Origin of the sequence: Citrobacter sp. 506 (assembly GCF_050434985.1) — a bacterium.
GTDB classification, from domain to species: domain Bacteria; phylum Pseudomonadota; class Gammaproteobacteria; order Enterobacterales; family Enterobacteriaceae; genus Citrobacter; species Citrobacter braakii.
In genome coordinates, this window is the sequence record NZ_JBNDJN010000001.1 from 1,742,187 (window position 1) to 1,756,309 (window position 14,123).

A 14,123-nucleotide genomic window follows, 5' to 3' on the forward strand; every position below is an offset into this window, starting at 1 on the left:
CCCGCTTTTCAACCATCATTACAGAGTAACGATTGCTGGCTCATCAAAGACGGTGAGTTTTGGCGCTTCGCCGGTGAATTTTTCTGCGTATACCAGGCTGGTATTCCCCGCGCAGCCATTCGCCAGCCTTGAGGTTGGGATATCCGCCGTCAGCACGTTCGCGCCGCCATTTTTGCAGATACCGTTCTCAATATCTGGCCATGCGCCTTCATGGATACAGATGATTCCCGGTTTGATACCGTCACTGATGTGTGCCCCCACCAGCACCTGTCCACGCGCATTCCATACGCGTACCAGATCACCCTCGGCAATACCTCTGGCTTTCGCATCATCCGGGTGAATCGTTACCGGCTCACGATTGGCAATCGCGTACTCTTTGCGCAGCGAAGCGTAGTTCAACTGACTATGCAGACGATGTGCCGGGTGCGCCGTCAGTAGCTGCAGTTGATCTTTCTCCGCAGTTCCTTTCCATTCATCGGGTTCAATCCATGACGCATGCGGCGGACAATCTTTGTATTGATAGCCTTCAATCGTTTTTGAGTAGATTTCTATCTTACCGCTCGGCGTTCCAAGCGCATTCATCACCGGATCGCTGCGGAAATCCGCGTAGCGTACATATTTGTTATTCTTTTCATTCTCACGCATTTCGATCAGTTTGTTTTGCTGCCAAAACGCGTTGAACTGAGGCATGGCGATACGCTGGGCGCGGGCGGCTTTTTGTGCGGCATCATAGAACTGCTTCAGCCACGCCATTTCATCTTTGCCCTCGGTGTAGACCGCCTTACCGCCAGGCTTGAGCATCTCCGCCAGATCGGCAAATACGTCAAAATCACTGCGTGCTTCAAACTGCGGCTCAATGACCTGCTTCATCGGCACCAGATGTTGGTTACTGTAATCACCGGTCATGGTCAGATCGTTGCGCTCAAACGACGTGGTGATCGGCAGGACTATATCGGCATGTTTGGCCGCTGCGGTCCAGTAGCACTCAGAGATGACAACCAGTTCAGGCTTCTGCCAGGCTTTGATTAAACGGTTAGTATCCTGATGATGGGTAAAGTTAGCGCCGCCCGCCCACCAGATCATTTTGATATCCGGGAAGGTTTGCTCTTTACCGTTATGCTGATATTTGCCGCCTGGATTTTCCAGCGCTTCGACAATTCGCGCTACCGGCAGGCTGATCACCGCATCGGAAACCGCCCAGTCGTTACCCGCAGATGACCCACCCTCAATTTGGGCGGAGATTGCTGGCAATACTCCCCCGGTACGCGTTGGGTTACCGCCGTTGGAATAGTGATAAGAGAACCCGAAACCACCGCCTTCGGTACCAATTTGCCCCAGCATCGCCGCCAGAGTCACCAGCATCCAGTGTTTTTGCTCACCGTATTGCTGGCGCTGAATCCCCCAACCCGCCATGAGCATGGTTTGATTGCTGGAGAAAATTTCCGCCAGCTTCTCCAGTTGCTCAGCAGGCACACCGCACACGCCGGAAGCCCACTCGGCGGTTTTCTCTATTTTGTCGCTCTTGCCGAGCAAATACTCTTCAAACTGCGGATATCCAGTGGTGTATTTTTCCAGGAAGGCTTTGTCATGGAGATTTTTCTTCACCAGCGTATGGGCGATCCCTAACATCATCGCCACATCGGTCCCCATATGTGGCGCAATCCAGGTTACATTATCACCAAAGAACTCAATGGTTTCGGAACGCATCGGATCGATGGCGATGACGCTTTTCCCTGATTTCTTCAGCAGATTAAAGTATTCAATCCCCTGTTCATCCGTGCTGCTCCAGGCAATCTTGAGGGTATTGAGCGGGTTCATCCCCCACAGCACCACGACCTGACTGTGCTCAAGCACCATCGGCCAGGTGGTTTGCTGCTCATAGACTTCAACCGATCCCACAACGTAAGGCATGATCACCTGCGCGGCACCGGTTGAATAATCTCCGGTATGACCTGCGTAACCACCGGCCATGCTCATATAGCGTTGCAGTAAGGTTTGCGCTTTATGCAGAACGCCGCTGGAGCGCCAGCCATAAGAACCAGCAAATATCGACGCTGGGCCATAGCTGCTACGGATCCGGCTATGCTGCTCGTGTATCAGTTTCAGGGCCTGCTCCCAGCTAACCCGCACGAAAGGATCGCTTCCACGTTTACCATCCGCATTACCTGGGTTTTCCAGATAGCTTTTGCGCACCATCGGATATTTTACGCGGATATTGGTATGGACCTGATCCGGCGCGGTTTGCTGTAACGAGTTCGGCACCGTTTTAGGCAACGCGCCTTTTGAGGAAACCACTTTGCCATCTTTTACTTCCACGTATACCGCGCCCCAACGCGCTGCCGTCAGAATCGCTCCGCCATTTTGGCCTTCGGCCCAGGCCGGCATTGGGATCACCGAAGAAATCGCCATTGTCCCGGTTGCCGCGCCAGCCGTCTTAATAAAGTCACGTCTTGTGAGTTTCATGATTTCTCCTGATTTATCGCTTATTTGTTCATGTCTTTAGCGTTGTACTGGAAGTAACGGCTCAGGATATCCAGTTCGTTTTCACTGATATTGGTGCGAGCGCCCATCCCTTTTGCTACTGAAGGCCAGGCGTTGAGCGTGAAATGATTCGCCGGAATTGGCGCATGGCAGCCCGCGCAGTACACATTGTCGAGTTTGCGTGCGTAATCCCACATCGGTTCACGGCTGGCGAGAGCGGAACCGCTCCATTCACCCTGCAGCACGACATCTCGCCACACATTGCCGTAATCATCTTTTTTCCAGTCGGAGAGGATCTTCAGCGATTGCTGACCTTTTTCACTCAGGCTGGCAAGAATCAAACGCTGTCCTGCCGCGTAGTAAATGACCTGTTCATTTCCCTGCATCTGGCTACCGCGAATCTCGACCTGTCGCGTATTGTCCGTTGTTTTCAGAACCTGCATTTTTGTTGCCGGGTAAACGGTTCCCAAATCGCCCAGCGCGGTGTTGCTTACGGCATAAAGCTCTGTTGCCGAAGCAGGGGTGGAGGCTGACTGCGCTTCAAGCCCTTTGAGCGCGCTGTCATCCATTTTTATTTCAGGTGGGAAATGGGCGACGCCTTTGTGGCAATCAATACAGGTTTGCTTTTCCTCGATGCCCATTTTGTGCATTTTCTGGGCCTCTGCGCTTTGTGCGGCAAGATCCATCGCGTCCATGCTGTGACAGCTACGGCAGGTCGCAGAATCGCTCGCTTTTAGCTGTGCCCAAACGGTTTGCGCCATCTCCAGACGGTGTTCTTCAAATTTTTCTGGGGTATCGATTTTTTTGGTTATGAACTGATGATAAACATCTTTTGAGGCCCGCAGTTTAGCCACCAGATAATCCAGGCCGCCCTGGGGGATATGACAATCAGCACACTCTGCACGAATACCTTTCTGATTCTGAAAGTGAACCGAACCGGTATATTCCTCATACGGTGCCTGCATCGTATGACACGATAAACAGAATTCCGTGCTTGAGGTTTTGTGCAACGTCCATTGCCCTGCCAAAACGATAACAGCACCAAGAACAATGCACAGCAGCATCGTCCCGAGGATGGTTTTATTTATTTTTCTCATCTTTTATTCCCACAAGATGAATACCCTTTAATGGGTAGACAATAATTACCCTAACGCGGCTACTTATTGATATTCATCAAACGCAGAGGGAAATGAGAATCAGCATGTGGGTAAGTTTGAAGGCGCTCGCATAATTAATACGAACGGAATTAAATATAAAATACCTTTTTAAATTCAGATAATTAAACCAAATCCAAGGTTTAATTAACCATTAATTATGGAAACGTCAGAATAAAAGTTTGATGAGTGCTGAATGGCATTAAAATTATGCCCTTGGCAATAGTCGCTATATAATAAAATATATAATGAAAAAACATAAAAACGAACCCTTTTCTATTACGTGATAACACGTATTAATGAAGATACCCCTCTTGTGGTTGTGCTCAGATATACATTCACGACAAGACTTGTGACACACACCTATCATTGACGCGCATTTATGCATGCAACCTTGATCTGGTCACTTATTATACAGATTCGATTTTCGCTACACTCTGGGTAGAGGTAAACAAACAGGAGGTAGTGAATATGTATCGCTCAATTCTGGTGCCCATTGATATCTCTGAAACCGATTTAACCCGCCATGTTGTTCCACAGGTCCTGGCGCATGCCAAAACCGCTAAGGTCCACTTTTTAGCCGTTATTCCTACCGTTCCGTTCTATGCCTCGCTGGGGCTGGCTTACTCAACAGAATTCCCGGACAGAAGCGGTCTGCAGGCCAAGGCCAGCGAAAAACTCGAAGAGATTATTAAGCAGTTCAATATTCCTGCAGGCAGGAGTCAGACTCACGTCGTTTACGGCCCGCCGAAGGATCAGATCCTCAAACTGGCGGAAGCGGTAGACGCTGAGCTTATTGTTATTGCCTCACATAAGCCTGGTTTTAGCACTTATCTGCTGGGTTCAACGGCGGCTGCCGTAGTACGCCATGCAAAATGTCCCGTGCTGGTTGTGCGGTGATAGGGTCAAAATGGGGGCGAATTTTCACTAACGTTTATAGGTTAAGCATTCTTGAGAACATGTGATTCTTGCTCAGGGTTCCATTCACCTCAGCGATAAATGTAGCAATATTCCGGAGGCAACAGATTCATTGCCTCCGGATGTCCCACTCTCAGTTACTCATTACGCCCTTTCATTTTCGTTAAAATGGCAAGCATTAGAGCGAATGTATTCCCGGTGTTCTGTGGCTTAGGCCATCACTCAGTTCTGAATATCCAGCCTGACCAGTGCCAGCAACAGCTGACTCAGCGCACCGTAGAAACCAAAGTCATCATAGCGGCGGCATTTGGCGGTAAATTCCGGTAACCAGCGTAACAGCCCCGCCAGCGTTTCTCTGCGCAGCGCATCAATACGCTGGCGGCTAAGCCCGGACTCTCCCAGAGAAAAATGCAGATGACTCAGCAGTTCGATAAAAATTGCCAGATGATCGGCTGACTCGCTAAACGTTTCGCTTACCTGCATGCCAGCATCGGCTAACAATCGTTTAATGACCCCGTAATTCGGCCCTCCTTCAAGATGGGCCGACGCATAGGGTAACGCCGCGTGTTTTTCCGTCATCAGAAACAGGCTACAAAAATCAGCCGCCAGTTCGAGGGTTGCGTCCTCACGCACCTGAAGCGCAGCAATTTTCTCCTCCAGCTGAAGGACTTCCGCTTCAAGCGACGGTTCACCTTTTAGCACCGCGAACCACTCAGCCATTTCGCTGGACTGCAAAAGTGCCAGGCTGTCATCGTCACGTTCCCGGGAAAACAACTGCGCCAGCCAGGCGTAAACGCAGGCCATCTGTTCTGTTGTCAGGGCAGAGTGTTTTATCATGACGATACCTTCTCCGCCGGAACATATTCGCACTGCGCCACCATTTTTATCGGGCCGCTGAACGCCGTCACGTTATCCACCTTGCCGGTATATTTCTCAATTTCCACCAGCGTGGTATGAGCGCTGGTCGCCTGCGCCAGTTGAGACGTGCCGATATCGATTGTTAATACGTTTGGATTGCCGTATTTACACAGCGCCCCAGTTTCTCCGCCGTTATCAGGGTCGTACCAGGCACCTTCATGAATACGCGCCACGCCTGGCGAGTAGAGATCGGAGACAACCGCCCCGGCCAGTACTTGTCCACGTGCGTTAAACACACGGACAATATCACCGTTGCGAATTCCCCTGACGCTGGCATCCTGCGGGTTGATAAACACCGGCTCTTTACCACTTACCGCATAATGCTTACGCAGCGCTTCAGATTCACAAAGCTGCGAGTGCAGACGGAAATCAGGGTGAACAGATTGCAGATGCAGTGGCCAACGCTGCGACCCGGGTCCACCATGTGAGCGTTCGATTTTCTCAAACCACATCGGATGCCCCTGGCAGTCGTCATACTGCATACCGGCAATGGTTTTCGAGAAAATTTCGATCAATCCGCTCGGCGTGCCCAGCGGCTCAAGATCGGGGTCTTCGCGGAATGCCTGATGACGTACAAACATCTGCGGATGTTCGAATTCAACGTACTCTTGCTGATTCCAGAAAACGTCAAAAGCGGGGAGATGAACGCCGCGCCCTTTCCCCTGCTGGCTTCCTTCCTGCCAGATCCGTTTCAGCCAACCCATCTCATCCAGCCCTTCGGTAAAGGCTTCTTCACGATTAAAGCGGCGGCAGAGATCGCGGAAAATATCGAAATCATTACGTGCTTCAAATTGCGGCTGCACCAACTGTTTCATGGCGATAATGCCGCGGTTGGAGTGGTTGCCATACTGATCAAGATCGTTACGCTCAAACTGGGTCGTCGCGGGCAATACGATGTCAGCGAATCGACAGGTCGAGGTCCACTGATTATCGATGGCGATAACGGTTTCCAGCTTACGCCAGCCCTCAATAATACGATTGATCTGCTGGTGACGATGGAAAGGGTTGGTCCCGGCAAAAACGCACATCTTCAATGGCGGCAACTTGACGGTTTTACCGTTCCAGTTAATTTGTTTACCCGGCTCAAGAATCGCATCGATAAAACGCGCGATCGGGATGGTGCTGCTGTACCCCTTATAATCAGTGCTGTCATGCACAGGAGGTACGGTGGTGGAGCCAGAAAAACCGCTCAGGATAATCCCTTTTCGGCTTGGCGTGCCCGCGCCGTTGTAGTGCCAGCCAAAGCCGAAGCCACCGCCGGGTAAGCCGATTTGTCCAAGCATTGAGGCCAGCACCACGATCATCCACGCCCACTGTTCCCCGTGCTGCATACGCTGGACGCACCAGCCGGCAATAATCTGCGTTCTTCCGCCCGCCATTTGCCGCGCCAGTTCACGAATCGTATCGGCATCAATCCCGCATATTTTTTCCGCCCACTGGGCATCTTTAGGCTGTCCGTCACTTTCCCCCAGCAGATAAGGCAGAAACTGCTCAAACCCAACGCAGTAGTTATCGAGAAAATGCTTATCGTAGAGCTTCTCGGTATAAAGTGTGTGCGCCAGCGCCAGCTGTAGCGGCACATCGGCCTGCGGATTCACAGCGACGTGTTTAACCTTGTCGCGGCCCAGGTAGTCGTGCGTCGAGGTGATGACCGGATCAACGCTGATAACCGAGATCTCGCCGCGCGCCACTTTTTCTTTCAGTTGTTCGTAGTATTCATAAACATCATGATCCGGGCACCACCAGTTCGCCTGCTGGTTTTTAATCAGGTCGGAACCCCACAGCACAATCGTTTTGCTGTTTTTCAGCACCAGCGGCCAGGAGGTCTGCTGTTCATATACCTCCATTGACCCGACCACGCGCGGCAGAATCACCTGGGCTGCACCAGTGGAATAGTCGCCCCCGGTACTTACGCTGTTGCCGTGCAGCGCAATGGCGCGCGCCAGCATCCCCGAGGCGTTATGGAACATGCCGGTTGATTGCCAACCGCTGGCCGTCAGCAGCGCGCTCGGGCCATAGGTCTTCTGAATTCGCTCCAGCTCCTGATAGAAGAAGTCCAGCGCTTCATCCCACGAAACGCGCACAAAGCGGTTATCTCCACGCTGCGTGGTATCGCTCTGATGGCGTTTACGCAACCAGTCGACACGGACCATTGGATAGCGAATACGCGCCCCGCCATGCACGTGGTCCGGCAGTCCGGCGATCATTTTTGACGGGTACTTATCACGCTCAAACGGTTTGGCTTCAATAAAACGCCCATCAACCACGGTGGCGCGGATTGCCCCCCAGTGAGATCCGGTCAGGATCCCCTCTTTGACGCCAGTTCCCTGCACCTCTGCGGCGTTGGCGCTGCGCGGTGTGAGCAGCGAAGGTCCTAACATACCAGCGACGGTCAAGCCGCCCAACTGCAGTAGAAAACGACGGCGAGATGCCTGAAAGAGATCGTTATTTTTCATTGCTTTCTCCCTTATCGCCATGCGGCTTGTCCGTGGTGTCAGAGGCATTCATCTGCAAATATTTCAGTAAGGTACGTTCTTCACGTTTATCCAGACTGGTAAATCCAATCATGCCGTTCAACGTGCCAATCCAGCCGTTGGCGTCAAAGTGTTCTTTCTCAGGTGCGCCGTGGCACTGGTTACAGGTTCCGTTATAGAGCGAGTCGGCATAAGCCCAGATTGGCTTAATGTCGTTAACCATATCGCCCTTCTGCATCCAGGCGGTGGCCTGCAGCTTGCTCCACTGCGTGTTCGTTTCCGCGACGGTCGTTTGCTCCAGGGTTTTCACGTGCTGCTGAATGTCGCCACGAATGGAGGCCACAAAAATGCGTTTACCTGGCAATTGCGCCAGCACGCGCTGACGCCCGTTACTCTCTGTCCAGCCCACAATCTCAATTTGCAGCCAGTCGCCGTCACGCTTTAACACTTTTACTTCAGAAGCAGGCAGCAGTGAGCCCGCAGGTTCTTTATCCCCTTTGGCGGCATAAATAGGTTTGATGTCCAGGGAATAGAGCGTATCGCCATCGTCGTTTGCGTTGGCGCGTAACTGGTCAAACTGCTTGCGGAAACCGCTGCTCATATCGGGAAGCTGATGCGCAATACCTTTATGGCAGTCAATACAGGATTGATTGTCCTTGGCCGCAATCTTCATCTGACGCGCAGCTTCAGGGTGCTGTTTCGCGTGATCCATCGCATCATAGTTATGACAGGAACGACAGGTCGCGGAGTTGTTCTCTTTCATTCGCGCCCATTCGCGCTCCGCCAGCTCGGCACGTTTGGCTTCGAATTTCTCAGGAGTATCAATAGAGTGGGCAACAAAGGTCTGGTAAATATCGTTGCTGGCCTCCAGCTTACGTTTCACCATGCCAGGGATATCGGATGGAATGTGGCAATCATGACACTCTGCGCGCACCCCGGAGGCATTCTGAAAATGCGCAGACTGTTTATATTCTTCATAAACCGGCTGCATGCTGTGGCAGCTCACGCAAAATTCGGTTGAACTGGTTAATTTAATGCCAACGTGCGGTAAGGCGATCAGCGCGATACCGACCACCATCCCGATGACGACCAGCGCCAACACTGACCAACGTGCGCTCGGTCTGAGCAGCGCCCTCCATAGTTTCCGCATAATAGCCCCTGTAAATATATGGTTTAGTTACAGAGGATCTTATTTCGCAAATGTGAACGGCAACACTGGTCAGGATGAATGGCTTACGGCACAATGTGAACAGATATGAACAGAAAGAGACAACAACCAGGATGTCGCATCACATTGTCATTGTTGAGGATGAACCCGTTACCCAGGCACGATTACAGGCTTATTTTGAACAGGAAGGTTATCACGTCTCGGTCACAGCCAGCGGAGCCGGCCTGCGTGAAATCATGTCACAACACTCTGTCGATCTTATTCTGTTAGATATCAATCTCCCGGATGAAAATGGCTTAATGCTGACCCGCGCCCTGCGTGAACGCTCAACGGTGGGGATCATCCTGGTAACGGGTCGTAGTGACCAAATTGACCGTATCGTTGGCCTGGAAATGGGGGCTGATGATTATGTCACCAAGCCGCTGGAGCTACGTGAACTGGTGGTGAGAGTGAAAAATTTACTCTGGCGTATCGACCTTGCCCGCGAGGCGCGACCGGAGGCCAAAGACAACTGCTATCAGTTTGCCGGGTATTGTCTGAACGTCTCCCGTCATACTCTGGAACTGGGCGACGAGGCAATCAAACTCACCCGCGCCGAGTATGAAATGCTGGTCGCGTTTGTCACCAATCCGGGGGAAATTCTCAGTCGCGAACGTTTACTGCGCATGCTTTCGGCACGACGGGTAGACAATCCGGACTTACGCACCGTGGACGTACTGATCCGCCGTTTACGCCACAAGCTGCGGGCTGATTTACTGGTGACACAGCACGGGGAAGGCTATTTTTTAGCGGCCGACGTGTACTGATACAGATAAACAGGACGGAATCCGCCGGGTGACAACGAGCACTTTACATGCTGGCTGTCGGCATTTTTCGGGGTGAGCACCAGGATCGGGGGACTGATATTTTCCGGCACCGGTTGTCCTTGTAATACTCTGATAGCCTGCTGAATCGCCAGTTCACCTTGCCAGACCATTTGATCGCTGGCAGCCATAATGATTCTTTCGCGTTTAAGCCCGCGATACACCTGATGCGACAGATAAAAAGAGACGACAGTTAACGGCGCGCCCTGATTGCGCTTCTCCCCCATCGCCGCTTCAGCAGCAATTGCCGTACCGGCCACCACGTCGGCATCCGGGTGACGCTCAAGCATCTCCTGCAACAGATTACGCTGTATTTCAATATCATTATCGCCCAACGCCACATCCACGATGCGCACCTGACTGCCGGCAATCGCCTGACGGAATCCGGCCACCATCTCACGACTGCCCCCGGCGTCATCAGGTCCTGGCAATAATAAGACCTTTAGCGGTTTGCCCGCGCTCCACTTAACCAAATAGCGGCCTGGCTGATAACCCATCTGGAACCACGGAACCCCAACCCGGGCTTTTACCGTTGCGTCATGGATAGCATTCACCACCTCGATAACCGGTAGCGTGCCAACCTGTGCCTGCAAATCCGGAAAAGTCGTCGTGCTGCTGCCCAACAAAATGGCATCCGCGCCCCATTGCTGGCATTGAGCGATTTGTGATTTTTGCGTGTCGAACTGGCGATACCCTCCCGCCTCGAGCACCTTCAGGCTTACGCCGTATTTTTTCGCCGCCTCCAGCATGCCGTAATTCACGGAAAGCCAGTAGGAATCCTTCAGGCTGGGATACAGCGCGCACAGTTTCCAGACTTTGTTTGCAGTAACGTCCGTTAGCGGCTCCGGCACTGCCTGCTGGGTATCCGGCCAGCGCAGCAGTGCGGACCCGGTCGCGTGACCTAAGCCGGGAAAAAGTGTGATAAGCAGGAAAACCAATACGCGCATGATAGCCTCAACATTGATAAGGCTTTATCCTAGTTGCTTTCCTCTTTTGGACTCAACCTTTTTAATCTGTGGCGACCCGACAGTGAATTTATCTCTGACCAAACGACTGTGGATAGGCTTCGGGCTGATGGCGGCACTGACCCTCATTAGTACGCTGGTTGGCTGGTATAACCTGCGTTTTGTCAGCCAGGTTGAGCAGGCCAATACCCAGGCGCTGATCCCGACCATGGACATGGCGCGCCAGCTCAGCGAAGCCAGCGCCTGGGAACTGTTTTCCGCGCAGAATCTGACCACCGCAGATAATGAAAATATGTGGCTGGCTCAGGGGCGTATGTTAACCGCCCAAAGCCTGAAAATAACCGCTTTACTGAAAACCCTGCGCGAGCAGGGCTTTGACACGTCGGCCATTGAACAACAGGAAAAAGAGATCGCCCAGTCGTTAAGCCATCAGGGGGAGTTGGTTGGCGAACGTCTGAAACTGCGCGATCGGCAGCAACAGCTCAGCCAACATATTGTTGAGGCTACCGCCGACGTTGCCGAAATGGCGCGCGGTCAGGCCAGTAATGCCGCCACCTCGGCGGGCGCTACGCAGGCAAGCATTTATGACTTGATTGAGAGCCATCAGGGGCAGGCGGCAGAACACGCTCTCGACAGGCTTATCGATATCGATCTGGAATATTATAACCAGATGAATGAACTGCGCCTGAGCGCGCTACGCGTGCAGCAAATGGTGATGAATCTGGGGAATAACCAGGCACAGAATAACCTTGCAGCGCTGGAAACCCAGCTTAATGCCGCCGTCAGAGTGCTTCACCGCCGACAAATACGCATTGAAGATCCGGTGGTACGCACTCAGGTTGCCGGCGCTGTAAATTCGATAAGCCGTTATGTCGATCTGCTGGCCCTGTATCGTCAGGATAATGACATCACCACCCGCTTACAGATCTTATCGCAGAACAATATCGAGCAATTTACCCGTTTCAGTAGCGAAGTCAGTCAGTTGGTAGAAATCATTGGCCAACGCAATCAGACCGGGCTGGCGCATCTCAAACAGGCCAGCCAGCGCGGGCAAACGCTGCTGCTGCTGTTAGGTGCGGTGTCATTGTGCTTGTTAATTCTCATTCTTTGGCGCGTAGTTTACCGCTCGGTGACGCGTCCGTTGGCGCAGCAAACCCAGGCATTACAGCGTCTGCTTGAAGGTGATATTGACTCCCCATTTCCGGAAACCGCGGGCGTTCGCGAACTGGATACCATCGGGCGGTTGATGGATGCCTTTCGCGGCAGCGTTCACGCCCTTAATAGCCATCGCGAACATCTGGCCGCTCAGGTAAAAGCTCGCACCGCCGAGCTGCGTTCTATGGTGTCGGAACACCGGCAGGCGCGGGCAGAAGCCGAAAAGGCCAACCAGGCAAAATCGGCGTTTCTGGCCGCCATGAGCCATGAAATACGCACCCCGCTGTATGGGATCCTCGGCACTGCGCAGTTGCTCTCAGACAATCCCGCTCTGGCGCAGCATCAGGAGAATCTGCGCGCAATCACCGACTCTGGCGAGTCTCTGCTGACCATCCTCAACGATATCCTGGACTATTCCGCCATCGAAGCGGGCGGAAAAAATGTGGCGATCGGCGATGAACCTTTTGAGCCAAGACCCTTGCTGGAAAGTACGCTTCAGCTCATGCACGGTCGCGTTGTGGGTCGCCCGGTCGTGCTGGTTACGGATTTTGCCGACGATGTCCCCGACTCCCTACGCGGCGATCCGCGCCGCATTCGGCAAATCATAACTAACCTATTAAACAACGCGCTGCGCTTTACCGATCGCGGACACATCACCCTGCGTAGCCGATGTAAAGATCAGGACTGGTATATTGAGGTTGAGGACACGGGATGCGGGATTGATCCTGTCCATCAGCGCGATATTTTTCAGCCGTTTGTTCAGGTTAGCGGTAAACGTGGGGGGACCGGGCTTGGACTCACTATCAGTGCCAGCCTTGCGCAGGCGATGCAGGGAGAACTGAGTGTCACCAGTACGCCGGGAGTCGGAAGCTGCTTTCGTCTGCGTCTGCCATTACGGGCTGGCGCGATGCCGGTAGCTAAATCCGTTCCACGTGCCATATCGTTACAGGGTTTACGCTTACTGCTAATCGAGGATAACCCCCTCACGCAGCGCATCAGTACAGAAATGCTCACCCTCAATGGCGCCCAGGTCACGGCTGCAGACAGTGCGGCTGCGGCGCTCACCATACTGCAGCAAGACACCCAGTATAATGCCGCGCTGGTTGATTTTGATCTTCCGGATATCGACGGCATCACGCTGGCGCAACAGTTAACCCGCGAGTTTCCGACGTTAAAGCTAATAGGCTTTAGCGCACACGTCATCGACGAAACGCTAAGCCAAAGAACCAGCACCCTGTTTCTCGGCGTTATTCAAAAACCGGTTCCCCAGGATGAACTCAGTCGGCTCATTACCCATTATCTGCACGGTAACGCCCCTCTCCCGGTTGCATTAGAAAATGACAACCAGCGGTTAGATACCCAGCAATTAGCCGGGGATATCCAGCTAATGGGATGGCAAAAGGTGCACGAATGGTTAGCGCTCTTTAAGCAACACACCCTTCCTGTATTAGATGAGATTGACGCAGCGCGTGCAGCATGTGAGTACGAGAAGATAAAACGTCTGGCACATCAGCTAAAAAGCAGCTGCGCCAGCATGGGGATGCGTTCTGCCAGCAGGATGTGCGCAGCGCTTGAACAGCAGCCGCTAGCTGATTTTTCACTCAGAGAGGAAGTACAACTAAGTCTTACGGAAGTGGAAATGTGGTTGGCAAAAGAAAATTTGTCGCGATTAGCCGAAGCTGAACATCAGAAGTGACGTTGAAATGGTACGCCCTGTAGGATTCGAACCTACGACCTACGGCTTAGAAGGCCGTTGCTCTATCCAACTGAGCTAAGGGCGCATTGCGAAGTGATTACTTCATGCAGATGAAACGCGTGAATTATACGGTCAGCGCTTGCTGAGTCAATGCCTTTTGTTTCGGTTGCTGGCGAAGTGTACGAATGTTGATTTTTTCTGCTCGTTCAAAGGTATCCAGGAAATCACCTGGTAACAACTCAGCCCGCAAAACGTCAGATTTAGGGATGCATGTATTTAGAATATTTATGATTTTGCTTAACATTCCTTTATCCCCTCTCCAGTGGTTCAG

The 14,123-nt window shown here is 52.5% G+C and carries 10 protein-coding genes and 1 tRNA gene; 3 read left to right on the forward strand and 8 right to left on the reverse strand.

Features of this window, described 5'->3' with window-relative positions; genetic code table 11:
• Nucleotides 1-18: 18 nt before the first annotated feature.
• A complete protein-coding gene (locus ABIE10_RS08570) occupies nt 19-2,463 on the reverse strand; it encodes a trimethylamine-N-oxide reductase 2 (RefSeq protein ID WP_429155297.1) in 2,445 nt (814 codons plus the stop codon).
• Between the two features lie 20 nt (nt 2,464-2,483).
• The gene (locus ABIE10_RS08575; protein WP_016155916.1) at nt 2,484-3,578 is read right to left on the reverse strand and encodes a NapC/NirT family cytochrome c; all 1,095 of its coding nucleotides are present in this window, start codon (nt 3,576-3,578) and stop codon (nt 2,484-2,486) included.
• 528 nt (nt 3,579-4,106) lie between these two features.
• Between ABIE10_RS08575 and uspF the strand changes: the two genes are divergently transcribed.
• Nucleotides 4,107-4,535 (forward strand): universal stress protein UspF, encoded by a 429-nt coding sequence (gene uspF / locus ABIE10_RS08580; RefSeq protein ID WP_016152141.1) that lies wholly within the window; start codon nt 4,107-4,109, stop codon nt 4,533-4,535.
• Between the two features lie 240 nt (nt 4,536-4,775).
• On the opposite strand, the gene torD is transcribed toward uspF, so the two are convergent.
• From torD to torC, 3 genes are read right to left on the reverse strand one after another with little or no spacing between them, the layout of a single operon-like run.
• Entirely contained in the window at nt 4,776-5,390 is a 615-nt protein-coding gene (gene torD, locus ABIE10_RS08585; protein WP_429155299.1) for a molecular chaperone TorD, read from the reverse strand.
• Nucleotides 5,387-7,927, reverse strand: a complete 2,541-nt coding sequence (gene torA, locus ABIE10_RS08590) for a trimethylamine-N-oxide reductase TorA (protein ID WP_016152139.1) — start codon at nt 7,925-7,927, stop codon at nt 5,387-5,389. Before torA ends, torD begins: the two co-directional genes overlap by 4 nt.
• Nucleotides 7,917-9,095, reverse strand: a complete 1,179-nt coding sequence (gene torC / locus ABIE10_RS08595) for a pentaheme c-type cytochrome TorC (protein ID WP_429155301.1) — start codon at nt 9,093-9,095, stop codon at nt 7,917-7,919. The genes torA and torC overlap by 11 nt, the downstream gene beginning before the upstream one ends.
• Before the next feature lie 131 nt (nt 9,096-9,226).
• Here torC and torR point away from each other — a divergent pair, with 131 nt between their 5' ends.
• The gene (torR, locus tag ABIE10_RS08600) at nt 9,227-9,919 is read left to right on the forward strand and encodes a two-component system response regulator TorR (RefSeq protein WP_016152137.1); all 693 of its coding nucleotides are present in this window, start codon (nt 9,227-9,229) and stop codon (nt 9,917-9,919) included.
• On the opposite strand, the gene torT is transcribed toward torR, so the two are convergent.
• Nucleotides 9,892-10,923 (reverse strand): TMAO reductase system periplasmic protein TorT, encoded by a 1,032-nt coding sequence (gene torT / locus ABIE10_RS08605; RefSeq protein ID WP_047358039.1) that lies wholly within the window; start codon nt 10,921-10,923, stop codon nt 9,892-9,894. The genes torR and torT overlap by 28 nt on opposite strands.
• A gap of 82 nt (nt 10,924-11,005) precedes the next feature.
• On the opposite strand from torT, the gene torS reads away from it, so the two are divergent.
• A complete protein-coding gene (gene torS, locus ABIE10_RS08610) occupies nt 11,006-13,792 on the forward strand; it encodes a TMAO reductase system sensor histidine kinase/response regulator TorS (protein WP_429155304.1) in 2,787 nt (928 codons plus the stop codon).
• 8 nt (nt 13,793-13,800) lie between these two features.
• On the opposite strand, the gene ABIE10_RS08615 is transcribed toward torS, so the two are convergent.
• Both ABIE10_RS08615 and ABIE10_RS08620 read right to left on the reverse strand, forming a co-directional pair.
• Nucleotides 13,801-13,877, reverse strand: a tRNA-Arg gene (locus ABIE10_RS08615).
• Nucleotides 13,878-13,916: 39 nt separating this feature from the next.
• Nucleotides 13,917-14,096, reverse strand: a complete 180-nt coding sequence (locus ABIE10_RS08620) for a hypothetical protein (protein WP_016152134.1) — start codon at nt 14,094-14,096, stop codon at nt 13,917-13,919.
• Between the last annotated feature and the right edge of the window lie 27 nt (nt 14,097-14,123).

Excerpts from the sequence above, each read along its gene's own strand:
- ABIE10_RS08570 (WP_429155297.1), bottom strand. The coding sequence starts at position 2,463 with ATGAAACTCACAAGACGTGACTTTATTAAGACGGCTGGCGCGGCAACC.
- ABIE10_RS08575 (WP_016155916.1), bottom strand. The coding sequence starts at position 3,578 with ATGAGAAAAATAAATAAAACCATCCTCGGGACGATGCTGCTGTGCATT.
- uspF (WP_016152141.1), top strand. The coding sequence starts at position 4,107 with ATGTATCGCTCAATTCTGGTGCCCATTGATATCTCTGAAACCGATTTA.
- torD (WP_429155299.1), bottom strand. The coding sequence starts at position 5,390 with ATGATAAAACACTCTGCCCTGACAACAGAACAGATGGCCTGCGTTTAC.
- torA (WP_016152139.1), bottom strand. The coding sequence starts at position 7,927 with ATGAAAAATAACGATCTCTTTCAGGCATCTCGCCGTCGTTTTCTACTG.
- torC (WP_429155301.1), bottom strand. The coding sequence starts at position 9,095 with ATGCGGAAACTATGGAGGGCGCTGCTCAGACCGAGCGCACGTTGGTCA.
- torR (WP_016152137.1), top strand. The coding sequence starts at position 9,227 with ATGTCGCATCACATTGTCATTGTTGAGGATGAACCCGTTACCCAGGCA.
- torT (WP_047358039.1), bottom strand. The coding sequence starts at position 10,923 with ATGCGCGTATTGGTTTTCCTGCTTATCACACTTTTTCCCGGCTTAGGT.
- ABIE10_RS08620 (WP_016152134.1), bottom strand. The coding sequence starts at position 14,096 with ATGTTAAGCAAAATCATAAATATTCTAAATACATGCATCCCTAAATCT.